The sequence below is a fragment of the Clavibacter vidaverae genome (assembly GCF_047529985.1).
In the GTDB taxonomy this organism is placed as follows: domain Bacteria; phylum Actinomycetota; class Actinomycetes; order Actinomycetales; family Microbacteriaceae; genus Clavibacter; species Clavibacter nebraskensis_A.
In genome coordinates, this window is the sequence record NZ_JBLJAM010000002.1 from 366,301 (window position 1) to 387,449 (window position 21,149).

Here is a 21,149-nt window from a genome sequence, read left to right on the forward strand (position 1 = left end):
GCCCGCCGGCCCTCATCGGACCGGCGTCCCGCCCGTGTCCCGCCCCGAACGGAATGCCCTCCCCCATGGCGTTCATCGTCGTCCTGCTCGTCCTCTGGCTGATCCTCACGGTGGTCGGCTTCGCCATCAAGGGCCTCGTCTGGCTCGGGATCATCGGCATCATCCTGATCCTCGGCACGATCGTCCTCGGCAGCCTCCGCCGCCGGTACAACGCCGCGAAGACGCCGAAGGCGTAGCCGCCGGCGTCTGCGGCGGCGTCAGGCGACAGCCGGGTCGGTCGGGATCAGCCGAGCGAGGCCACCCACTCGCTCGTGCCGTCGTCGAAGGCCTGCTGCTTCCAGATGGGGACGCGCTGCTTGACCTCGTCCACCAGCAGGCCGCATGCTGCGAAGGCATCGGCGCGGTGCGCGGACGAGACCGCGCAGGTGAGCGCGACGCCGCCGATGCCGATGTCACTCGAGGGGAATCAGCGAGGACTGCTCCATGCAGGCAAAGCTGACGCCACTCGAACCGGCAGCCCGTTCTCTGTGGGGGCACGCATGGCCTGGAACCCGATCCGATAGCCCCTTGAGAAACGCGCTTTCAATCGTGTCGTTTCTCGCGTTCGTGGCGCACAACAGCTCCTATTGCACGTCCACCGACAACGATCAGCACTACGAAGCAGATCGATCCCGCGACGCGGAGGATCCCGGATTGCTCGAAAGTGAGGAATTGGATGAGGAGGCCGACTCCCAAACCGAGGACGGCGATGGCCACTATCTTGAGCTTCAACGTGAAACATCTCCTCCGAGTGGGCGCCGCGACTCACGCGGCGCCCACTCAAGGCACGACCCAGGGGCTAGACGCACCGAATCCATGCATCGTTCATACCAGTCCACGCTGCTTCATGTCCGAAGAAGGGCAGAAGCAGTTGGCGATCGTCGGAGCACTTTCCGTTGTGACTCAGGTACTGCTGTGCCGCCCCGATGGCGACGCTGGTGATGAAGCAGCTTCCGGGAAACGCACCGCACAAGGCGAAGCCGACCAGGACACCACTCCCGTTGATGATGGCATCTTGATCAAATGAATTGAGAAGGATGTAGGGATGCCCATGACCGTCATCCGTGCCGCCTGAGATTTTGGACTCGAATTCACCTTCGGGAGGATTCGGTGCCGAATTCTTGGTGGAAGCCACCTCGACCCCATTGCCCACGTGCTAGGTCGTGACGGAATGCCCATCTTCGAGCGAACTGTCACGCGGGACGGCCAACGCATTCGATTCGGCCTGCACGGCACTGGCCGCTCGCGCTGAGATCGCTGACGCCGCGGAGTTCGGTGCGGACTCAGCGGCATTCGCTGCGACGGACGACGTGGACATCAAGCCCATGGCAATGACTGTCGCCACGGCAATGCAGAGTGGAGCCTTCGATCTGCTGTTCATTTGTCTTTCCTTCTATAGAGGAGAGAGACAGTCCGCGCACCGATGTCGCTCGACCTACGCCCGAGGTGCCGAGTGAGCAAGGCAGGGCTCGGCATTCAGAGATGCCTCGCGTGAAGTGGGCTTCGGTCAGAATTCCAGGATCGACTGAGCCCTCGAGGCCGAACTTAGAACTCGTGCTCGAAGCCCGTCGACGCAGTCCACAGGGCGGAGAATCTGAAGCGCTCGACCCGCCGAGCTACCCGAGCGACGCCACCCACTCGCTCGTGCCGTCGTCGAAGGCCTGCTGCTTCCAGATGGGGACGCGCTGCTTGACCTCGTCCACCAGGAGCCCGCACGCAGCGAACGCGTCGGCGCGGTGCGCCGAGGACACGGCGCACGTGAGCGCGACGTCGCCGATGCCCAGCCGGCCGATCCGGTGCTCGACGGCGATCCGCACGTCCGGGTAGCGCGCCGACACGTCGAGCGCGACCTGCCGGATCGCCTGGCGCGCGGCCGGGTGCGCCGAGTAGTCGAGCCAGAGGACGCCCTTGCCGTCGTCGTGGTCGCGCACGACGCCCTCGAAGGTCACGACGGCGCCCGCGTCGTCGGCGCGCACGGCGTCGGCGCAGTCCTCGACGCGGATCGCGCCGCCGGCGATGCGCGCGAAGAGGACGCGGTCGGCGGTCACGAGGCGGCCCCCGCGTCGGCGTCGGTGTCGGCCGCGGCGTCCGTCGCCGGGTGCACGGAGCCGCGGATCTGCGCGAGCACGTGGTCGAGGATCCCGTCGAGGAGCCCCAGCCCGTCGCGCACCCCGCCGGGCGATCCGGGCAGGTTCATCACGAAGGTGCCGCCCGCGACGCCCGCGTGCCCGCGCGTCAGCACGGCCGTGGGCGTGTGCGCGACGCCGATGCGCCGGGCCTCCTCCATGATCCCGGGGAGCTCGAGGTCGAGCAGCGGTCGGGTCGCCTCGGGCGTGCGGTCGGTGGGCGTGACGCCCGTGCCGCCGGTGGTGAGGATCACGCGCGCATCGCCCGCGACCGCCTCGGCGAGCGCGGCGGCGACCCCGGGGCCGTCCGCGCGCACGTGCGGGCCGTCCACCTCGAAGCCGCGCTCGGCGAGCCACGCGGCGATCACGGGACCGGTGCGGTCCTCGTACTCCCCCGCGGCAGCGCGCGTGGAGGCGACGATCACGACCGCCCGGCCGCGAGGATCCGCCGGGCTCATGCCCGCTCCCAGTCGCCCGACTTGCCGCCCTGCTTCTCGCGCACGAGCACGTCGGTGATGACGGCGCGCGCGTCGACGGCCTTGAGCATGTCGTACAGCGTGAGCGCCGCGACCGAGGCGGCCGTGAGCGCCTCCATCTCCACGCCCGTGACGCCCGTGGTGCTGACGGACGCGACCACGGTGAGCCGGTCGTCGGCGCCGGTGATGTCGATCTCGATGCGGCCGATCGGCAGCGGGTGGCACAGCGGGATGAGGCTCGAGGTCTGCTTCGCCGCCATGATCCCCGCGATGCGCGCCGTGCCGACGGCCTCGCCCTTGGGCAGGTCGCCCGCGATCACGGCCGCCACCACCTCGGGACGCGTCACGAGCACGGCCTGCGCGACCGCGCGGCGCTTCGTGACGGCCTTGTCGGTGACGTCGACCATGTGGGCGGATCCGTCCTGCCGCAGGTGGGTGAGGGACGGCGCGGCGGCGCTCGCGGCGGGATCAGTCATCGATGCTCCAGACGGTGACGGGGTCGCCGGCCTCGAGCCGGTCGAGACCTGCGGGGATGTGGACGAGGTGGGTGGCGGTCGCGTACGCGTGCAGGAGGTGGGATCCGGGTCCCCCGACCGCGACGACCCGGCCGTCGGCGTCGACCCGGCCGCGCCGCACCTGGTGCTTGGCGGCGGGCGAGTCGAGCGGCTCGGCGAGCGGCAGCTCGCGGGTCGGGCGGTCGGGACGCGGATGCCCGGCGATCCCCCGCAGCACGGGCCGGAGGAACAGCTCGAACGAGACGAGCGCGCTGACGGGGTTCCCCGGGAACGCGACGACGGGGATCCGCGCGCCGCCGAGGTCCGCCGTGCCGAGGCCCTGCGGCCCGCCCGGCTGCACGGCGACGGAGACGAACTCGACGCCGCCGGTGAGCACGTCGCGCACGACCTCGTAGGCGCCGGCGCTCACACCGCCCGTCGTGACGACGAGGTCGACGCCCGCCGCCGCGTCGCGGAGGGCGTCCCGCACCCGGGCGGCGTCGTCGGACGCGACCCGCAGCGTGCGGACCTCGGCCCCGGCGGTGGTCAGCGCGGCGGCGAGCGCGACGGAGTTGGCGTCGTGGATCTGCCCGGGCGCGAGCTCCTCACCGGGCCCGCGCAGCTCGAGGCCCGTGGAGAGGAGGAGGACGACGGGTCGGCGGCGGACGGCGACGCGCGCGACGCCGGCCGAGGCGAGGACGCCCCAGTGCGCCGGGAGGAGGCGCGTGCCCGCGGCGACGAGCACGCCGCCCGCCCCCAGGTCGCTGCCCTGCGCGCGGACGAAGGCGCCCGGATCCACCGGCGCGGCGAACGAGACGGTCGCGTCGACGGCGTCCTCGTCGACGAAGCGGTCGGGCGTCGCGGCCTCGATGGGCACGATCGCGTCGGCGCCGGGCGGGACGGGCGCGCCCGTCATGCAGGGCGCGGCCGTGCCGGGCGCGAGGGGTGCGGGGGCGGTGCCCGCGGGGATCCGCGCGGCGATGCGGAGGACGGCGGGGCGCGCGCCGGTCGCGTCGGCGAGGTCGGCCGCGCGCACGGCGTAGCCGTCCATCTGCGAGTTGCGGAACGGCGGCAGGTCGATCGGGCTCACGACATCGCGGGCGAGGACGCGGTCGGCGTGGCGGTGCGGATCCGCGGCGAGCGCCTCCGCGGACACGGCCAGCTCCTCCGCGGGCAGCTCGGCGAGCGGGGCGAGCAGCGCGGACACGGCCGCGCGGTGCTCGTCGACCGTGCGTCGTCGGCGGTCCGCGGGGCGGTCGGGGGTCATCACCCCATCATCCCCGACGCGGGCGACCGGTCCCCGCTCGGGAGCGCGATCGTGCCGGCGGCGTCGCCCGCCCTCCGTCCGCGTCCGCCGCGCGCGCCGCGTCCGCCGCCTTCGCGCATCGGCCAGGGGGCCTTGCCGCCCGTGCGCCGCGCGCGGGACCCTGTGCCCATGGATCCGCACGAGCGCCGTTCCGCGCTCCGACGCCGCGTCGCCGGTGCGGTCGGCGGCCTGCTGCTCGCCGCCGCGCTCGCGCTGGGCAGCGCCGGGATCGTCGTGTACACGGGCGGATCCGACCTCGGCCTGCTCCTGCTCGTGGCGGCGCTCGCGCTCCTCACGGCGGGCGCGGGGCTGGTCGTGTCCGCCGTGCGATCCGCCGCGGACCGCACGCGCTGACGGGGCCCGCTCCTCCCCAGCGCACGTCGGCGGAGGCGTGTCCGGGACCCGAACCCGCCCCTGCCGCGGGCGACCGGCCGGACATAGGGTCGGAGCATGACCATCGCCGCCCGCGGGCAGACCCTCGTCGACCTCCACACCGCACCCGAGCTCCTGAGGGTGGTGAACGTGTGGGACGCCATCAGCGCCGCCACCATCGCCGCCCTCCCCGAGACGAAGGCGCTCGCCACCGCGAGCCACTCCATCGCCGCCACCTTCGGCTACGAGGACGGCGAGCGGATCCCGCTCGACCTCCACCTCGACATGATCGGCCGCATCGTCGCCGCCGTCGAGCAGCCCGTCTCCGCCGACCTCGAGTCCGGCTACGGGGACGCGGGCGAGACCGTGCGCCGCGCCATCGGCGTGGGCGTCGTCGGCGCGAACCTGGAGGACGGCATGCGCCCGCTCGCCGACTCCGTGCGCGCGGTCGAGGCCGCCGTCGCAGCCGCCCAGGCCGAGGGCGTGCCGTTCGCGCTCAACGCGCGCACCGACGCCTACGTGCTGGGCGGCGACCGCGACCGGTCCGACGTCCTCGCCGACGCCGTCGAGCGCAGCCGTGCCTACCTGGCCGCCGGCGCCACCTCGATCTTCGTGCCCGGCCCGCTCACCGAGGACGAGGTGCGCACGCTCGTGGACGCGCTGGGCCCGCAGCGACTCACCGTCATCGGCGTCCCCGGATCCCTCTCCCCCGCCCGCTTCGAGGAGCTCGGCGTCGCCCGCATCTCCTACGGCCCGTGGACCCAGCGCGTGGCGCTGACGGCCCTGCAGGACACGGCGAAGGACCTCTACGCGGGCGGCGCGCTGCCCGAGGGGACGCGCCCGCTCAACTAGCCAGCGGGATCCACCCGCTCACGGCGCCGGCGCCGGGCTCTCCGCGCACGCGGCGGGGTGCCCGGCGTCACGCGTCGCCCCTGCTGGCCCGCGCGACGACGCCCGCGGACGTCGGGTGAGGAGCCAGGTGATCCCCGCGAGGTGCGGGAACTCGATGAGCATGCCGATGACGATCGCGGCCGCGATGAGCGGCTGGTCCGGGAGCACGACCGTGGTGAGGCCGAGCATGAGCGGCGCGTTGCGGGCGGCGGTCGTCATGGCGAGCAGCGCGCGCTCCGGGTGCTCCAGCCGCAGCGCGTTCGACAGCCGGTCGATGAGGACGTAGCCGATCGCGAAGAACAGCACCACCGCGCCCAGGAGCGCGAGGAACGCGTCGGCGTGATCCCGGATGGTCACGATGTTCGCGGCGAAGATCTGCACGATGAGCGCCGCGATGATCAGCGGCACGAGCCGCCCCGGAAGCCCGCGCACCCGCTCTCGCACCGTCGTCGGGAGAGCGCGCGAGAGGACGACGCGCACCAGGACGGCGATCAGCGCCGGCGTCACGCACCAGCGCAGGAGCGTCTCGCCGATGGCCACCGGATCCTGCACCGCGTCCGTGTGCACGAGCGCGCTGAGGAGGAACGGGTAGAGCAGCAGCTGCGTGACCATGTTGACGGGCAGCAGCACGGCCCCGAGCGACGTGTTCCCTCCCGCGAGGCGGGTGAAGCCGAGGAACCAGTCCGTGCAGGGGGCCGTGAAGTAGATCACGACGCCCGCGAACAGCAGGGGCGCTCCCGACAGGAACAGCGAGGCGATCGCGAACCCCAGCAGCGGCATGAGCACGAAGTTCGCGAGCCACGCCACGGCGAGGAAGCGCGGCGCCTCCCGCAGTCGGCGCAGGCGGAGGCCGGAGAGGTCGACGTCCACGAAGAGCACCGTCACGAGCAGCAGCACGGTCGGATCCACGCCGCCCGCCAGCACGGCGCCCGTGTCCGGGCTCGCCACCCCGACGATCGATCCCACGGCGATGGCGCCGAGGAACAGCAGCAGCGCCCTCGCCGGCATCGGCACCCCGCCCGGCGCCGGATCCGGATCTGCGGCGGGCCGCGCCATCGCGCGCCCGTCGTCGGCGCGGCCGGTCAGCACGCGCACTCCACGCCGCAGCAGCTGAGGTCGTCCGTGAGCATGCCCGCGATCCGCCACTGCTCGAGGCCCGCGCAGTCGGCGCCGATCCGCTCGCCGATGACGCGCGCGATGTGTGCGTAGCGCTGCCGGAACTTGTAGACGAAGCAGAAGCGGACGGCTCCGTGGCGCACCGCCGGGCCGGAGAGGAACAGGCCGGGGGTGGTGGTGGACTCATCGTCCTCGGTGAGGAGCGGCCAGCCGTCGTCGCGCTGGTCGAAGAGGTCGGCGACCGGGCCGAGCCCCGGCCCGAATCCGGTCGCGAGGACGGGCCGCGAGTCGGAGGCGACCGCCGCGGCGCCCGCGACCTGGATCCGGTAGCCGTCGCCGTCGGGGCGCACGCCCACCACGCCGCCGTCGCCCATGAGGGTGAGGCGCCCGGTCGCGACCGCCGTCGCCAGCCGCTGCACGGAGCGCGGCGCGAGCCGGTACGAGGGGTCGGAACCGGATCCGGGCGCCCACGGGTGCGCGGGATCCACCACGACCACCTCCGCGCCCTGCTCCACGTGGTGGCAGGCGATGTCGATGCCCGACTCGTAGCCGCCGATGACGACGAGCCGGCCCGTGCGCGGCTCCCAGGCGGCGGGCGAGGAGGAGTGGTCGGTCAGCGATCCGCCGGCGAACCGGGCGGCGGACGGGTCGTGGAACTCGCCGCCGGCCCAGACGACGGTGCGCGTGCCGAGGGATCCGCGGCTCGTCGTCACCTCGAAGCCGCCCTCCACGGGCGACACCGCGGTCACCTCCGTGTCCACCATCAGGGGCACGGGGAAGTGCCGGGCGACGCCCGCGAGGTAGCGCACGTACTCCGGGCCGGTCGGGTAGTCGACGCCGAGCGAGAACGCCGGGGAGGTCAGCGGGTGGATCGCGTTGAGGTCCGTGGCCCCGAAGCCGTTGCCCGTGAAGGACGGCGACAGGAACCGCTGCCGGGCGGGCCAGCGACGGAACGTCTCGCCGACGCCGCCCCGCTCGACGACGCCGGAACGGAGCCCGTCGACGGCGTCGAGGGCGATCGCAGTGCCGAGGCCGGCGGGACCGGCGCCGATCACGAGGGCGTCGAGGGTCGGTTCGGGGGGTGGGGGCATGGCACGCGGCTTTCCGGGTCGGGGAGGTCCCGGCGAGCTTAGTCGAGAATCATTCTCAATAAGCCCGCACGTGCGTCGCCGTGGAGACGCGCTCGCTCAGCCGGCGGATCCCGCCCCTCGGGTCGACCGGAGCAGCAGGGCGGCGCACAGCACGAGCGCGCCGCTCTGCAGCGAGGCCGTCACGAGGGACGGCATCGCGCAGGCCGCGCCCACCAGCGCCGCACCCGCGACGCCGAGGGCGCGGATCCGCGTCGCCCGGCCGCGCGCGCGGGCCGCCACGACCTGCGCGACCGCGGCCGTGCCGAACAGCAGGACCGGGAGCACGGCGAGATCCGGGCGCCGTCCCACCACCTCCGCGAGGCCGCCCGGCACGAGGTACCGGGACGCGGCGACCACGAGCACGGCCGTCACCGCGAGCGGCACGGGCGCGAGCGCGGACGCGTGCCGGGCCAGCGCATCCGCGTCGACGCGCCGGGCACCGCGCACGATCCGCGCGGTCGTCGCCGCGGCGAAGAACACGACGACGGCCGTCACCCCGAGCCCCGGCAGGAGCAGCGAGAGGCCGTCCACCTCGAATCCGGTCACCGCGGCCCGGATCCGCGCGGCGAGGAGCACGGTCCCGCCCGCCGTGACGACGCCCGCGAGGCCCAGCACCACGAGCACCAGCGCGAGGCCCGCGACCGGCACGGCTGGGCGGCCGGGCGGTGCGTCGGCGGTGCTCATCGCCCCAGTCCAGCACGCGGGCGGCGCCCGGGCATCCGCCGCGGGTCGCGTCCGGCGCGCATCCACCGGGGCCCTGCTTGACTGGGCCGACGACCCCGAGGAGCCCTGTGACCCACGACAGCACCCCCGCACCCGCACCCCGCGCCGAGATCGGCGTCATCGGCGGATCCGGCCTCTATTCCCTGCTCGACCCCGCGACGAGCGAGTCGCACCGCGTCGAGACGCCGTTCGGCCCGACCTCGAGCGAGGTGACGGTCGGCGAGCTCGCGGGGCGCCGCGTCGCGTTCCTCACCCGGCACGGCGCCGACCACTCGGTCGCCCCGCACCTCATCGACTACCGCGCCAACGTCTGGGCGCTCGCGTCGCTCGGCGTCTCCGTCATCGTGTCGTCGTCCGCGGTCGGGGGCGTCTCGCCGGACTACCCGCCGGGATCGCTCGTGCTCACCGACCAGCTGCTCGACCGCACCTGGGGTCGGCCGGACACCTTCTTCGACGCCGGCGTCGTGCAGCACCTCTCCGCCGCGGATCCGTTCGACCCCGAGCTGCACGCCCGCGCGGCCGCCGCGCTCGTGGAGCTCGAAGGCGGGGAGAACGCGGATCCCGCGGGTCCCCTGCGCACCTCCGGCACGGTCGTCGTGATCCAGGGCCCGCGCTTCTCCACGCGCGCCGAGTCGCTCTGGTTCCGCCAGGCGGGCGCGCACATCGTGAACATGACGCAGTACCCCGAGGTGGTGCTCGCGTCGGAGCTGAACATCGGCACGGTCAACCTGTCGTTCGTCACCGACGCCGACGCCGGCCTCGCGCCGCTGCCGGGCGAGCAGGGCGACGCCGTCACGGCCGAGCTGGTCTTCACGCGCCTGAAGGAGGCGCAGCCGCGCATCGTGCGGGCGATCGAGGCGGTGATCCGGGCGATCCCCGAGGACTACCGCGGACGCCCGCTCATCGACCCGGACGCGGTCGCGTCCGTGCTCGCGCGCCCGACGACCGGCGCGCGCTCGTGAGCGACGGGATCCTCCTCGTCACGGGAGGCGCGGGGTTCATCGGCGGGACCATCGTCCAGGCGGCGCTCGAGGAGGGCCGCCGCGTGCGCGTCCTCGACTCGCTGCGGGCCGACGTGCACGGCGGCGACCCGGAGCTCGACCCGCGCGTGGAGCTCGTGCGCGGCGGCGTCACGGATCCGGATGCCGTCGGCCGCGCGCTCGCCGGCGTCGACGTCGTCTGCCACCAGGCCGCGAAGGTCGGCCTCGGCGTCGACTTCCTCGACGCCCCCGACTACGTCGCCACGAACGACGGCGGCACGGCGGTGCTCCTCGCGGCGATGACCCGGGCCGGCATCGACCGGCTCGTGCTCGCGAGCTCGATGGTCGTCTACGGCGAGGGCGCGTACGAGGGCGCGGACGGGCCGGTGCGCCCGCCCGCGCGCCGGATCGCCGACCTCGACGCCGGGATGTTCGACCCGGTGGATCCCGCGACGGGCGAGCCGCTCGTCCCCACCCTCATCGGCGAGGACGTGCCGCTGGATCCGCGCAACGTCTACGCCACCACCAAGCTCGCGCAGGAGAACCTCGCGAGCTCGTGGACCCGCGCCACCGGCGGCCGCGCGGCCGCGCTCCGCTACCACAACGTCTACGGACCGGGCATGCCGCAGAACACGCCCTACGCCGGCGTCGCCTCGCTGTTCCGCTCGGCGCTCGCGCGCGGCGAGGCGCCGCGCGTCTTCGAGGACGGCCGCCAGCGCCGCGACTTCGTGCACGTGCGCGACGTCGCCGGCGCCAACCTCGCCGCGCTCGCCTGGACCGCGGAGCGCGAGGCCGGGTCCTTCCGCGCCTTCAACGTCGGCAGCGGCACCGTGCACACCATCGGCGAGATGGCGGAGGCGCTCGCGCGCGCGGCCGGCGGATCCGCGCCCGTCACCACGGGCGAGTACCGGCTGGGCGACGTGCGGCACATCACGGCGTCGTCCGACCGGCTCCGCGCGGAGCTCGGCTGGGAGCCGCACATGACGTTCGAGGAGGGCATGCGCGAGTTCGCGACGGCGCCGCTGCGCAGCGCGGTCGTCTGACGCGGGATCGGCACGACCGGTACCCGGGTGCTGGTCGCCCGCCGATCCCGGCACCTGCGGCGGATGAGCGCGCCCGCCTCCGCCGGGAGACTGGGAGCATGACCTCCGCTCCCTCCCTCCGCCGCGCCGCGCGCGCCGGGACCGTCCTCGCGCTCGGCGCCGCGACCCTCGCCCTCGCGGGCTGCACGAGCGTGATGGACGACATCGCCGACATCTACTCCATCACCTACGAGGTGACGACGACGGGACCCGCCGACGGCGGCCTGACCGACGTGTCGTACGCGGAGGCCGCGCATCGCGGCCGCCCGTCGATCGTGAAGGAGGTCGGCCAGGCGCCGTTCGCCCCCGGCGACGACTCCGCGAGCTCCGTCTGGTCGGTCGAGTCGGCGGTCACCGCGGAGGACTGGGCGTTCGTGCAGGCGACGCCGGTGGACGGCGAGGCGCTGACGTGCCGGATCCTCGTGGACGGCGTGAAGGAGATCGCCTCGTCGACCGCGGCGCCCGGCCAGCCCGTGACGTGCCAGGTCCCGACGGCGCCGTTCGGTTGACCGCGGGCCGGTCCACGGGCGGGCCGAGGCGGTCGACTCCGTCGCAGTCGTCGTCGCGCGTCAGTACCGCGCGGACTGCCCGCCGTCGATCGGCAGCACGGCCGCGTTCACGTACGCCGCGTCCGAGGAGAGCAGGAACGCGACGACCGACGCGATCTCGTCCGCCTCGCCGTAGCGCTTGGTCGGGTTGCCCTGGATGAACTCCTCGGCCGCGCCGCGCGGGTCGTCCGCGCTGATCTGCTTCATGGACTCCTCCACCATGGGCGTCCAGATGGCGCCCGGCGCGATCGCGTTGATGCGGATGCCGAACTCCCCGTACTCCACGGCCGAGTTGCGGGTGAGGCCCACGACGCCGTGCTTCGCGGCCGCGTAGCCGGACTGGTTGCCGACGCCGCGGATCCCGCCGACGCTCGCCGTGTTCACGACCATGCCGGAGCCCTGCGCGCGCATGACGGCGAGCACCTTCTCGAGGCCGAGGAAGACGCCGCGCAGGTTGATGGCGACGACCTTGTCGAACTCGGCGGCCGTGAAGTCCTCGGTGAGGTTCTGGCGGCCCTCGATGCCGGCGTTGTTGAAGAAGCCGTCGATGCGGCCGAAGCGCTCGACGGTCTGGCGCACGTACGCGTCGACGTCGGACTCCTGGGACACGTCGGCGATGACGGTGAGGATCTCGGCATCCGGCACGGCCGCGGTCACGGCCTCGACGGTGGCCGCGAGGCCCCGCTCGGAGATGTCGACGAGCGCGAGGCGCGCGCCCTCGGACGCGAGGCGGACGGCGGCGGCACGGCCGAGGCCGGAGCCCCCGCCGGTGATGAGGACGACCTGGTCGGTGAAGCGGGTGGTGGTCATGGGGTCTCCTGACGGGTGGGGCGGCGGCCCGCGTCTCGTGGGCGGAGCCACTGGTCCATGCGATCGCATGGACATACCTACCGTAGGTCGGTTTCCTGGACGCGGCCTCCGCGCGCCGCCCGCAGCTCGGGCGCCCGCCGCTCCATCCCCCACCGCACCGCGACGAAGACGATGCCGGCCAGGACGATGTGCACGAGCACCAGCGCGATCGCGTCGGGCTCGACGAACGCGACGTCCCAGCCCGACGGAGCCCAGCCCATGGGGTCCAGCAGCACGCGGGTCACCGTCAGCTGCGTCCAGTGGAACGCCATCGCGATGAGGAGCGCACCCTCCATCGGGATCCGCCGTGCGGCGATGAGCGCGAGGCCGAACAGCCCGAGCTGGAGCACGTAGGCGATCGGGTCGATGCCGCCGGTCGACGGCGCGAACGCCCCGGGGTCGGATCCGACGATCGCGAGCAGGATCCAGCGGCCGGACTCGATCACGACGCCGATGGCCGGGAAGAGGGCGGTCGTGAGGAGCGTGGCGACGACGAGACCGGCGCCGTCGCGCAGGTTCGTCCACATGTAGCCGCGGAGGGCGAGCTCCTCGGGGATCGCCTCGTAGAGCGCGAGGACGACGCCGTTGAGGAGGAGGAACGCGGCGCACGCGGCGAGGTCGATGCCGTCGACGCGGATCCAGCCCAGGAGACCTGCGGGGACCCAGACGACGGCACCCGTCACCACGCCCACCCCGACGCCCAGCGCGATCGGTCGTCCGATCCGCCGCGACAGTCCGAGGCTCGCGAGGCTCCTGCGGTCGAGGCGCCGCCGGAGGAGGACGACGGCGGGCACGACGAGCGCGGACATCAGCACGGTCTGCAGCGCTACCTGGAGGATCAGGCCGGCCCCGGCCGCCTGCGTCACCGCCTGCGCGATGCCGGTGGACGCCCCCAGCGCGACGCCGAGCACGACCCACGCGAGGAGCGCGACCGCGACGGCGCGGAGCCACGACTGCGGGCGGCGCGTCTGCGCCTCGAGGCGGGGATCCGCGGATCCGATGCGCGCGGCGGACGGCTCGGAGGACGCGGCGGCGGGGCGGGCGGATGCGGGCACGGGACTCGTCTCGTCGGCGATGGGCGGTCGATCCAGGCTGGCGGGCGGGTCGGTGCCGCGCGACCCCGACGGCGGCGCGGCCCGCATCTGGGGCGCGGGATCAGGCGGCGGACGCCCCCGCCGGCGACGCCGCCTCCGCCTCCGCCTCCGCCTCCGTGAAGTCGAACACCAGCACCCCGTGCGGATCCGGCGCGAGCAGCGGCCCGACGAAGTCCTTGAAGGCGGCGTGCTGCGCGTCGATGCGCGACGGATCCGCGATGAGCGGCTCGCCGAGGTACAGGTTGCGGTCGCCCTCCGAGGAGAAGGTCAGCACGAAGCCGAGCTCGAAGCCGCGGCCGACGCCCTCGGGGCTCGACTGCCGTCCGGCGTGCAGCGAGCGGATGTAGGGGCCGGAGCCGTCGGGGTGCGGCGAGTCGGCGAGCGCGCGGAAGCGCCGTTCGACCTCCGCGTGCGATCCGGCGGGAGCGTCGTCCCGGAGGCGGAACAGCACCACGTGGTGCACGAGGCCGGGGACGTGGTCGCGGGCGGTCAGCTTGGCGTCGGTGAGGGCGGGGCGGTCGTCGATGGTCATGTCCGGATCCTGGCCCGATCCGGCGGCGACGGCACGGTCGGGATCCTCCGACGCACCCGCCGAGGGGCGCCCGCGAGGTGACCCTGACGGGGACCTCGCCCGCGCGGATCCGCCGTCGTAGCCTGGGCGCTACCGCACCTCGCCGCACCGCGCCGCGATGCGCCCGCGACGAGGAGGCCGCATGACCGACGCGACGCCGGCGACGCACCGCCTCGAGGAGCTGCGGCGCGACGCCTACGGGCGCGCCGGATCCACCGCGCCGCTCGTGGAGGTGCCGGCCGCCCTCCGCGCACGCACCGGGTACGACGAGCACGAGCTGCCGGCGCCGCTCGTCGCCCTGCTGGCGGAGGAGGCGCGGCTCGCGGACGAGGGCACGGCGCTGCTCGCGGCGGACGCACCCGTGACCCCGGCCGACGACGCGCATGCGGATCCCGACCCCGCGCACGCGGACGACCGCCCGGCCGAGCCCGCCCGACGACGCGCGCTCCGCCCCGGCCCCTTTGCCGCGATCGCGGCCGCCTGCCTCGTGGTCGCGGGGCTCGGCGCCGTGTCCGCCGCGGGCCTCCTCGACGGGGGACGGCCCGGCGCCCCGGCCTCGGGCACCGCCGACGCATCCCCCTCCGCGAGCGCGCCCTCGGTCCCGCGCGGCCAGGCGATGGGCACCCCGGACGGCCGCCGCGGCGCGCCCGTGCCCGACTTCACGGCGGATCCGCCGGTGCGGATCCCCCTGACGGACGCCGAGCTGGCCGAGGAGCTCCGGATCGGCGCCGACCAGGCGTGGGCCCTCGTGCTCCAGGCGGAGCCGGACGCCGTGCGGCCGGACGTGCGGATGGAGCGCCTGGTCGAGCAGGAGGACCACGCTGAGCAGCAGGTGGCGTGCCTCCGCGCGGGGGGCGTGGACGCCACGCGCTTCGCGGACGACGCGTACAGCCTCACAGACGCGGATCCGCTCGTCGTCTACGCGTGCGCCGTCCGCTTCCCCGTGCGCGACGCCGGCCCGCGCACCGACGCGGAGCTCGCGTACCTCCGCGACTACTACGCCTCCTTCCTCCTCCCCTGCTACGCGGCGGAGGGCGCGCCCGTGGCCGACGAGCTGCCCGGGGTCGACGAGTTCATCGCGCTGGCGCGCGCCCAGCGTCCGTGGAGCCCGTTCCCCGAGCGCATGGACGCGCGCATCGCCGCCGCCTGCCCCGAGCTGCCGGAGGCGTTCCGGTGACCGGATCCGCGTCCCCCGCCGACGCCCTCCGCCGCCGCCTGCGCGACGACCCCGACGCCGCGCGCGCCCTCGACGCGCTCCGCCGCGCCGCCTACGGACGGGCGGCGTCCGACGCGCCGCTCGCGGAGGTGCCCGAGCACGTGCGGGCGGCGTCGGGGATCTCGGCGGACGCGCTCCCGCGGCCGCTGGTCGCGCTGCTGGTCGAGGAGGACCGCCTCGTCGGCGAGGGCCGGACGCTGCTCGCGGAGGACGCCGCCGCCGCGCCCGCACCGCGCCCCGAGGAGCCAGCCCCCGACCCGGACGCCGAGGACGCGGATCCGGTCGAGCGCGACGCCGGGAGCCTCGACGACCACCCGCGCCGCCGCCTCCTCCGCCCCGCTCCGATCGCCGCGGCCCTCGCCGGCCTCCTGCTGGTCGCCGGGCTCGGCATCGCGTCCGCGTCCGGCCTCCTCACCGACGACGACAGCTGGCGTTCCCAGGAGCCCACCTCCACCCCGGGCCCGCCCTCCACGCCAGATCCCCGCATCGGCATGCCGGTCCCCGCGTTCACGGCGGAGCCGCCCGCACGCCTGCACGAGGAGCTGACGGAGGCGGAGAGCGCGAGGCGGCTGCAGGATCAGGCGGACTCGTCATGGGAGTCCGTGCGGTCGCTGGAGCCGGATCTCCCGAGGCCGGAGGCGACCCTGGAGCGCGTCGTCGAGGGCGCCGAGTGGGTGCGACAGCAAGCCGCCTGCCTCCAGGACCAGGGGGTGGACGTGCGCGTCATCGGCGTCGACGACGACGTGCGCCTGAGCGTCCACTCGGCCCCGTCGGGGATCGCCTACGCCTGTCAGGTGCGCTTCCCCGCGCGTCCGCAGGGACCGCCGACCGCGGAGGCCCTCGCCTACCTCCACGCGTACTACGTCGACTTCCTGCTCCCCTGTCTCGCGTCCGAGGGCGCGGCGTACGACGGTGACGTCCCCGACCTCGCCCGCTTCATCGCCCGCGAACGCGCCGGCGACCCCTGGTACCCGGAAGCGTCGTCGAGCGACGGCGGCATCGCGTTCCGCTGTCCGCAGGCGCCGGAAGCCCTCCGCTGACCGCCCGCCCCGCCGCCGCACCTGCTGAGGACGCTTCTCACCGCGGTTAGGGTGGATCCCGTGCGCGCCCGCCCCGGACCCCGGCCCCGCGCCACCGGTCCGCGATGACGGACCGGCACACCCCCTGGGCGCCGGACGACGACGACGCATCGCCCTTCGACCGGCCCGCGCGCCCCCGCCGGGAGCGCGCCCGCGACCGCCGGATCCGCGCGACCGCCGCACCCGCCGAGGCGACGCCGACGCGCGCGTACGCGCCCGTCGCGACGGCGCCCCTCCCCCGCGACGCCGGCCAGCACGACCACGACCACGACCACCCCGCCACCCCGCGCACCTCCCCCACCGGGATCCACACGGGCCTCGCGACGGGCCTCGCCCTCGTCCTCCTGCTCCTCGCCCTCCGCGCCGCCTCCCCCGCGCTCGGCGACAGCGTGCTCCCGGACCGCCTGCAGGACCTCGTCACGCTCAGCGTCAGCGTCATCGTGGAGTCGCTGCCGTTCGTGATCCTCGGCATCGTCCTGTCGATCGTCGTGCAGGTGTGGGTGCCGCCCGGCGTCATCGAGCGCCGCCTCCCGCGGAACCCGTTCGCGCGTCGCGCCTGCATCTCGTTCCTCGGCATGGCGCTGCCCGTCTGCGAGTGCGGCAACGTGCCGCTCGCCCGCGGCCTCGTGGTGCGCGGCTTCTCGGTGCCGGAGTCGATCACGTTCCTGCTGGCGGCGCCGATCCTCAACCCGATCACCATCATCACGACGCACGCGGCCTTCGGCTGGGACGGCTGGATCCTCGTGGCCCGCCTGGTCGGCGGCTTCCTCATCGCGAACGTGGTCGGCTGGCTGTTCAGCCTCCACCCCGAGCCCGACCGCCTCCTCACCGACGAGTTCCGCGCCGAGTGCGCCCTCCCCGAGCCGCACGCGCACGGCGGCGCGCGCGTCCGGAAGTCGATCTCGCTGTTCGGCCGCGAGGCGACGACGATCATGCCGGCGCTCGTCATCGGATCCCTGCTCGCGGGCCTCATCCAGGTCGCGGTGCCGCGCGAGGTGCTCGTCACGCTCGGCGGCAGCCCGATCCTCTCCGTCCTCGCGCTGATGCTCCTCGCCTTCGTCGTCTCGGTCTGCTCCAACGTCGACGCGTTCTTCGTGCTCTCGTTCGGATCCGTGTTCCTGCCCGGCGGCATCGTCGCCTTCCTGGTGTTCGGGCCGGTCATCGACGTGAAGATGCTCGCGCTCATGCGCACCACCTACTCGACCCGCACGCTCGTGATGATCACCTCGGTCGTCGCGCTGATCAGCCTCGCGCTGGGATGGGGTGTCAATGCGATCGCCTGACGACCGGACCCGCCACGACGGGGAGCCCGCCGACCCGACCGCCGACCGGCCGGTCTCCGCCCTCCGCCGCGCCCGCCGCCGACGCGCCGCGGGCGGCCGCGCCTCCTCCACCGTGGGCCTCGTGCTGCTCGCCGCCTGCATCGTCTCGACGCTGTGGCTCACGATCACCGGCCAGCTCGGCCTCTACATCCACCCGCGCTACTTCGTCTTCACCGGGATCATGGCGGTCATCGGCCTCGTCGCCACCGTCGCCGGCTTCGCGCTCCGCCCCGCCGACGCCGCGGAGGAGCACGACCACGACCACGGATCCGCCGCCGAGCCCTCCATGGGCGCCCGCGCGTCCCTCCGCGCCCGCGCGTCCCGCGTCGCCGTGGCCGCGGTCGTGACGATCACGGTGGTGGCCGTCCTCGTCCTCCCGCCGCGCACGCTGACGACCAGCACGGTCACGCAGCGCGCCCTCAACTCGAGCACCGTCGCCTCCGACGCCGCGCCCGACCAGGAGCTCCTCGGCACGAGCGACTTCTCCACCCTCGGCGTCAAGGACTGGTCGCAGCTGCTCGCCCAGACCGCGGACCCGACCTTCTTCACCTCGAAGTCGGTGGACATCACGGGCTTCGTGAGCGCCGACCCCGACGACCCGGAGGACGTCTTCTACGTGACCCGCTTCGTCGTCACCTGCTGCGCCGTCGACGCCCAGCCCGTCGGCGTTCCCGTGTACCAGCCCGGCTGGTCGAGCACGCTGCAGAAGGACGAGTGGGTGCGGGTCACCGGGCCGTTCGCGTCGAACCCGAGCGCGGGGAGCCGCCAGCCGCTCGCCGTCATGCCGCAGGGCGTCCAGAAGGTGGACCAGCCCGCCGACCCCTACGTCTACTGAGCCGCCCGTGACCGACGCCGCATCCTCCCCCCGCGCCTTCCGCCGGGCGTTCACCGCCGTGATCACGGTGCTCGCGCTCGTCTGCGGCGTCCTGCTCGTGGTCGCCGGCAGCCAGGGGCCGCGGCTGGTGCGCACCGACGTGGATCCGCTCGCCGTCGTGCAGCAGTCCCGCCAGCGGCTCGTGCTCGCGGCGAACCGGCCGCTCCAGCCCGTCGACGTGTCGCGCATCCGGATGGAGCCCGGCGCCGACTTCACCGTGGACACGCAGGCCGACCGGATCATCCTCGACTTCGCGCGCCCTCTCGCGTACGACGCCGACTACACGGTCTCGATCGACGGCGTGCAGGGCGTCGGCGGCGGCCCCGCGTCCGACCTCCGCACCGGGTTCCGCACGGGCGATCCCGGCATGTACGTGCTCGTCCGCGGCGGCGAGCAGCAGGCCGACCGGATCGTGCGGCAGAGCGTCGCGGGCACCGGCGACGGCGCGAGCGACGTGGTATTCCAGGCCACGAAGATCCAGGAGTACGCGGTCGTCGGCGACTCGCTCGTCGTGGCGACCCTCCAGGACGACGGCTCGAACGCCCTCGTCATCGCGGCCCTCGACGGATCCGGCCAGGTCGACCTGCCGCTCCCCGGTCGCGGGACGCTCCAGGACCTGCACGCCGCGGACACGGGCACCACGGTCGGCTTCCGCTTCACGAGCGCGGACGGCGGGCAGTACGACGACACGCTCATGGTCGACGACGTCGGCGCCGGGGCCGCCCCGACGCCCGTGGTGGGCCTCGACGGGCGGGAGCTGAGCGCGCAGGCGTGGGGCTTCGTGCCGGGTCGCCCGCAGCTGGTGGCGCACGGGCAGGACGGCGACCTCTACCTGGTCACGGTCGACGGATCCGCGCCCATCGTCCCGCTCGGCCGCCACGGCACGCTCGGCCCCTTCTCCTCGGACGGCACGCGGCTCGCGGTCACGGACCCGGGCTCGACGACCGAGATCGACCTCCGCACGGCCCAGCAGACGACGCTGCCCACCGAGACCGGCGGCGCCGACCTCCAGTACGACGGCGCCATCTCGTTCGTGCCCGGCGACGACGCCGCGGTGCTCCGCGTGCGCACGGCGCTGGATCCTGCGACCGGCCGCGCCAGCCAGCGCCTCGTCGTCGTGCGCGACGGGCGGGCGAGCGACGTGTACGTGCCCGCGGATCCGGCGACCCGCATCACGGGACTCTCCGTCACCCCGAACGGCCGCTTCGCGCTGCTGGAGACGGTGCCGGATCCCGCGCGCGGCGCGAGCGACGACTACCCGCGGAACCCCCGCGACACGACGGTGACCACGCTCCTCGTCGAGCTCGCCACCGGTACGGTGACCCGCAGCGTCGCCGGCTTCGAGGTCACGATCGGCTGACGGGCCACGATGGAGACGGATCCAGATCCCCGATGCAGGCGTTCGACCTCTCAGCTCCTGCACGTCAACCTTCAGACGAGGAGACCGCCTGGAATCACTGCTTCCTCCAATTGCCGCACCGGGTGGAGCTGAACGAGTAGTCACCCGATCGGATGACCACCTCTGCCCGGAGACCGCCGCCGATGAAGTTGTTGTCGATGATCTCGCCGGCCGCGTCCGTCCGCTCCCAGTAGCAGCCGTCGAGTTCTCCCTCCGTGACGTAGGTGCCCGGCTGGATCTCCTCACCGACGCGCTTCACTCCCGCCCCGAACACGCGCCCCTCCGCGATGGCAGCCTCCTCGGCGAGAGAGCTGTCGATGCGTGCTCGGACATCCCCCGCATCGGGGTGGTCTGGACAGACGGCAAGAGCACCGGTGAGCTCCTTGGCCTGGCTCGTGCTGTAGCGATCCATGCTTGCGTAGCTGCCGAAACCCAGCTCTGCGCAGATGCTCTGCAAGGTGCCATTGCCCTCGAGACTGCTGATCGCTCCTGATGCCAGCGCAGCTCTCTGCGTCTCCGTGTAGAACGTGCCGCTCTTGCTACCGGGCTCGCAACGACTGAGGGGCAACGTCGATGCCCATACGGCACGGAAGTCGCGGAATTCATGGCTCTCGTAGGCCGCGTCAGTACAGGACATGGACCAGGTGTACGGCTTTCCCACGTTCGTCATGCCGTTCTTCACGCGTGACACCGCCGAATTAATGGCATCGGTGTCCGTGACCGAGACGCTCTCCAATTCCTCGGTCGCGTCGTTCAGATCAGCAATCGTGTCGCCGGGTGCGTAGCTGAGGTCCGTGAGCAGGAATTCGTGGACCTCATCGAGTGTCTCGTCGCGAGACACGAGCGCATCGGACCGGGCGTCGTTGGCCAAGCGGGCATTGCGGACCTGCGCCTCGCGGGCCGCGACTTGTTCCCTCTGCTGCGTCTCGATGCCGTCGACGGTGATGGGCACGACGATCGCCGTGAGGAGAAGCAGGAAGGCGAGGCCACCGACGATCCACCTCCCTCGAACCGAGCGGAAGAAGGCGAGACCAGGACCGACGGGGTCCCTGTCAGCGCCAGCCGCAGGAGCCGACGATTCATGCTGTTCGGCGTCTCGCAACCTCTCCGGCGGCGTCGATCCGACGGCCGACGCCTGCGCGTCCGGCTCAAGATTCGGACGCGACTGATGTTGCGTGCTCCGTCGCTCTCCCGTCCATGCCGAACCATCCCAGAAGACCTCGATGTCGGGGTCGGTCTGATGGGGGAACCATCCAGGTGGAGTCGCTGTCACCTCGTCAGCCTGGACGTGTCGCGCTCCGACGGACAGACCCCGTCCGGGGGCACATTCGCGGGCTGGTGATAGACGGTGGCGAGAGCGGTCGAGATCTGAGGACGCGCTTCAGACTCGCCCCCGGACGCGCCGACGGCCCCGGCTCCCCGGAGGGAGACGAGGCCGTCGATGCGTTCTGCTGTGAGCGCA

The 21,149-nt window shown here is 73.8% G+C and carries 24 protein-coding genes; 11 read left to right on the forward strand and 13 right to left on the reverse strand.

Going from position 1 to position 21,149, the window contains the following annotated elements:
* Positions 1–53: 53 nt before the first annotated feature.
* Positions 54–236, forward strand: a complete 183-nt coding sequence (locus ACMT9T_RS14400; RefSeq protein WP_414746413.1) for a hypothetical protein — start codon at positions 54–56, stop codon at positions 234–236.
* Between the two features lie 47 nt (positions 237–283).
* Here the strand turns inward: ACMT9T_RS14400 and ACMT9T_RS14405 are convergent, their stop codons facing one another.
* From ACMT9T_RS14405 to ACMT9T_RS14430, 6 genes are all read right to left on the reverse strand, one after another.
* A complete protein-coding gene (locus tag ACMT9T_RS14405; RefSeq protein WP_414746405.1) occupies positions 284–451 on the reverse strand; it encodes a molybdenum cofactor biosynthesis protein MoaE in 168 nt (55 codons plus the stop codon).
* 387 nt (positions 452–838) lie between these two features.
* Entirely contained in the window at positions 839–1,174 is a 336-nt protein-coding gene (locus ACMT9T_RS14410; protein WP_414746191.1) for a hypothetical protein, read from the reverse strand.
* A 481-nt stretch (positions 1,175–1,655) separates the two neighbouring features.
* On the reverse strand, positions 1,656–2,087 hold the full coding sequence (locus tag ACMT9T_RS14415) for a molybdenum cofactor biosynthesis protein MoaE (protein WP_053775041.1): 432 nt from the start codon (positions 2,085–2,087) through the stop codon (positions 1,656–1,658).
* Positions 2,084–2,623, reverse strand: a complete 540-nt coding sequence (locus ACMT9T_RS14420) for a MogA/MoaB family molybdenum cofactor biosynthesis protein (protein WP_414746192.1) — start codon at positions 2,621–2,623, stop codon at positions 2,084–2,086. Before ACMT9T_RS14420 ends, ACMT9T_RS14415 begins: the two co-directional genes overlap by 4 nt.
* Complete coding sequence (gene moaC / locus ACMT9T_RS14425) at positions 2,620–3,117, reverse strand: cyclic pyranopterin monophosphate synthase MoaC (protein ID WP_414746193.1); 498 nt, start codon at positions 3,115–3,117, stop codon at positions 2,620–2,622. The genes ACMT9T_RS14420 and moaC overlap by 4 nt, the downstream gene beginning before the upstream one ends.
* On the reverse strand, positions 3,110–4,402 hold the full coding sequence (locus tag ACMT9T_RS14430) for a molybdopterin molybdotransferase MoeA (protein WP_414746194.1): 1,293 nt from the start codon (positions 4,400–4,402) through the stop codon (positions 3,110–3,112). Before ACMT9T_RS14430 ends, moaC begins: the two co-directional genes overlap by 8 nt.
* A 168-nt stretch (positions 4,403–4,570) precedes the next feature.
* On the opposite strand from ACMT9T_RS14430, the gene ACMT9T_RS14435 reads away from it, so the two are divergent.
* Together ACMT9T_RS14435 and ACMT9T_RS14440 are read left to right on the forward strand one after the other, a co-directional pair.
* Positions 4,571–4,795, forward strand: a complete 225-nt coding sequence (locus tag ACMT9T_RS14435) for a hypothetical protein (protein WP_414746195.1) — start codon at positions 4,571–4,573, stop codon at positions 4,793–4,795.
* 96 nt (positions 4,796–4,891) lie between these two features.
* Positions 4,892–5,665, forward strand: a complete 774-nt coding sequence (locus ACMT9T_RS14440) for an isocitrate lyase/PEP mutase family protein (RefSeq protein ID WP_414746196.1) — start codon at positions 4,892–4,894, stop codon at positions 5,663–5,665.
* Positions 5,666–5,683: 18 nt separating this feature from the next.
* Here the strand turns inward: ACMT9T_RS14440 and ACMT9T_RS14445 are convergent, their stop codons facing one another.
* From ACMT9T_RS14445 to ACMT9T_RS14455, 3 genes are all read right to left on the reverse strand, one after another.
* Entirely contained in the window at positions 5,684–6,793 is a 1,110-nt protein-coding gene (locus ACMT9T_RS14445; protein ID WP_414746197.1) for an arsenic resistance protein, read from the reverse strand.
* Complete coding sequence (locus tag ACMT9T_RS14450) at positions 6,787–7,911, reverse strand: NAD(P)/FAD-dependent oxidoreductase (protein ID WP_414746198.1); 1,125 nt, start codon at positions 7,909–7,911, stop codon at positions 6,787–6,789. The genes ACMT9T_RS14445 and ACMT9T_RS14450 overlap by 7 nt, the downstream gene beginning before the upstream one ends.
* 96 nt (positions 7,912–8,007) lie before the next feature.
* The gene (locus tag ACMT9T_RS14455; protein WP_414746199.1) at positions 8,008–8,634 is read right to left on the reverse strand and encodes a hypothetical protein; all 627 of its coding nucleotides are present in this window, start codon (positions 8,632–8,634) and stop codon (positions 8,008–8,010) included.
* Between the two features lie 107 nt (positions 8,635–8,741).
* Here ACMT9T_RS14455 and ACMT9T_RS14460 point away from each other — a divergent pair, with 107 nt between their 5' ends.
* From ACMT9T_RS14460 to ACMT9T_RS14470, 3 genes are all read left to right on the forward strand, one after another.
* Positions 8,742–9,635: an MTAP family purine nucleoside phosphorylase gene (locus tag ACMT9T_RS14460; RefSeq protein ID WP_414746200.1), complete on the forward strand. Its 894-nt coding sequence runs from the start codon at positions 8,742–8,744 to the stop codon at positions 9,633–9,635.
* Entirely contained in the window at positions 9,632–10,696 is a 1,065-nt protein-coding gene (locus ACMT9T_RS14465) for an NAD-dependent epimerase/dehydratase family protein (RefSeq protein WP_414746201.1), read from the forward strand. The genes ACMT9T_RS14460 and ACMT9T_RS14465 overlap by 4 nt, the downstream gene beginning before the upstream one ends.
* A 98-nt stretch (positions 10,697–10,794) precedes the next feature.
* Complete coding sequence (locus tag ACMT9T_RS14470; RefSeq protein WP_414746202.1) at positions 10,795–11,244, forward strand: hypothetical protein; 450 nt, start codon at positions 10,795–10,797, stop codon at positions 11,242–11,244.
* A gap of 60 nt (positions 11,245–11,304) precedes the next feature.
* Here the strand turns inward: ACMT9T_RS14470 and ACMT9T_RS14475 are convergent, their stop codons facing one another.
* The 3 genes from ACMT9T_RS14475 to ACMT9T_RS14485 all read right to left on the reverse strand — a co-directional run bounded on the left by ACMT9T_RS14475 (position 11,305) and on the right by ACMT9T_RS14485 (position 13,758).
* Entirely contained in the window at positions 11,305–12,093 is a 789-nt protein-coding gene (locus ACMT9T_RS14475; RefSeq protein WP_414746203.1) for an SDR family oxidoreductase, read from the reverse strand.
* A gap of 77 nt (positions 12,094–12,170) precedes the next feature.
* Positions 12,171–13,187: a CPBP family glutamic-type intramembrane protease gene (locus tag ACMT9T_RS14480; protein WP_414746204.1), complete on the reverse strand. Its 1,017-nt coding sequence runs from the start codon at positions 13,185–13,187 to the stop codon at positions 12,171–12,173.
* A 100-nt stretch (positions 13,188–13,287) separates the two neighbouring features.
* The gene (locus ACMT9T_RS14485; RefSeq protein ID WP_414746205.1) at positions 13,288–13,758 is read right to left on the reverse strand and encodes a Dabb family protein; all 471 of its coding nucleotides are present in this window, start codon (positions 13,756–13,758) and stop codon (positions 13,288–13,290) included.
* Positions 13,759–13,939: 181 nt separating this feature from the next.
* Between ACMT9T_RS14485 and ACMT9T_RS14490 the strand changes: the two genes are divergently transcribed.
* The 5 genes from ACMT9T_RS14490 to ACMT9T_RS14510 all read left to right on the forward strand — a co-directional run bounded on the left by ACMT9T_RS14490 (position 13,940) and on the right by ACMT9T_RS14510 (position 19,648).
* Positions 13,940–14,974 (forward strand): hypothetical protein, encoded by a 1,035-nt coding sequence (locus tag ACMT9T_RS14490; RefSeq protein WP_414746206.1) that lies wholly within the window; start codon positions 13,940–13,942, stop codon positions 14,972–14,974.
* Positions 14,971–16,053, forward strand: a complete 1,083-nt coding sequence (locus ACMT9T_RS14495) for a hypothetical protein (protein ID WP_414746207.1) — start codon at positions 14,971–14,973, stop codon at positions 16,051–16,053. Before ACMT9T_RS14490 ends, ACMT9T_RS14495 begins: the two co-directional genes overlap by 4 nt.
* 428 nt (positions 16,054–16,481) lie before the next feature.
* The gene (locus tag ACMT9T_RS14500) at positions 16,482–17,375 is read left to right on the forward strand and encodes a permease (RefSeq protein WP_414746406.1); all 894 of its coding nucleotides are present in this window, start codon (positions 16,482–16,484) and stop codon (positions 17,373–17,375) included.
* Positions 17,362–18,249 (forward strand): TIGR03943 family putative permease subunit, encoded by an 888-nt coding sequence (locus ACMT9T_RS14505; RefSeq protein ID WP_414746208.1) that lies wholly within the window; start codon positions 17,362–17,364, stop codon positions 18,247–18,249. The genes ACMT9T_RS14500 and ACMT9T_RS14505 overlap by 14 nt, the downstream gene beginning before the upstream one ends.
* A 7-nt stretch (positions 18,250–18,256) precedes the next feature.
* Entirely contained in the window at positions 18,257–19,648 is a 1,392-nt protein-coding gene (locus tag ACMT9T_RS14510; RefSeq protein ID WP_414746209.1) for a hypothetical protein, read from the forward strand.
* A gap of 94 nt (positions 19,649–19,742) precedes the next feature.
* On the opposite strand, the gene ACMT9T_RS14515 is transcribed toward ACMT9T_RS14510, so the two are convergent.
* Positions 19,743–20,960 carry an Rv1352/Rv1906c domain-containing protein gene (locus ACMT9T_RS14515; protein WP_414746210.1) on the reverse strand — a complete coding sequence of 406 codons (1,218 nt, stop codon included), beginning with the start codon at positions 20,958–20,960 and terminating at the stop codon, positions 19,743–19,745.
* Between the last annotated feature and the right edge of the window lie 189 nt (positions 20,961–21,149).

Bases quoted from the DNA above. Each gene is read 5' to 3' on its own strand.
- ACMT9T_RS14455 (WP_414746199.1), bottom strand. From the start codon at position 8,634: ATGAGCACCGCCGACGCACCGCCCGGCCGCCCAGCCGTGCCGGTCGCG.
- ACMT9T_RS14485 (WP_414746205.1), bottom strand. From the start codon at position 13,758: ATGACCATCGACGACCGCCCCGCCCTCACCGACGCCAAGCTGACCGCC.
- ACMT9T_RS14450 (WP_414746198.1), bottom strand. From the start codon at position 7,911: ATGCCCCCACCCCCCGAACCGACCCTCGACGCCCTCGTGATCGGCGCC.
- ACMT9T_RS14440 (WP_414746196.1), top strand. From the start codon at position 4,892: ATGACCATCGCCGCCCGCGGGCAGACCCTCGTCGACCTCCACACCGCA.
- ACMT9T_RS14400 (WP_414746413.1), top strand. From the start codon at position 54: ATGCCCTCCCCCATGGCGTTCATCGTCGTCCTGCTCGTCCTCTGGCTG.
- ACMT9T_RS14435 (WP_414746195.1), top strand. From the start codon at position 4,571: ATGGATCCGCACGAGCGCCGTTCCGCGCTCCGACGCCGCGTCGCCGGT.
- ACMT9T_RS14420 (WP_414746192.1), bottom strand. From the start codon at position 2,623: ATGAGCCCGGCGGATCCTCGCGGCCGGGCGGTCGTGATCGTCGCCTCC.
- ACMT9T_RS14505 (WP_414746208.1), top strand. From the start codon at position 17,362: ATGCGATCGCCTGACGACCGGACCCGCCACGACGGGGAGCCCGCCGAC.
- ACMT9T_RS14470 (WP_414746202.1), top strand. From the start codon at position 10,795: ATGACCTCCGCTCCCTCCCTCCGCCGCGCCGCGCGCGCCGGGACCGTC.
- ACMT9T_RS14490 (WP_414746206.1), top strand. From the start codon at position 13,940: ATGACCGACGCGACGCCGGCGACGCACCGCCTCGAGGAGCTGCGGCGC.
- ACMT9T_RS14430 (WP_414746194.1), bottom strand. From the start codon at position 4,402: ATGACCCCCGACCGCCCCGCGGACCGCCGACGACGCACGGTCGACGAG.
- moaC (WP_414746193.1), bottom strand. From the start codon at position 3,117: ATGACTGATCCCGCCGCGAGCGCCGCCGCGCCGTCCCTCACCCACCTG.
- ACMT9T_RS14475 (WP_414746203.1), bottom strand. From the start codon at position 12,093: ATGACCACCACCCGCTTCACCGACCAGGTCGTCCTCATCACCGGCGGG.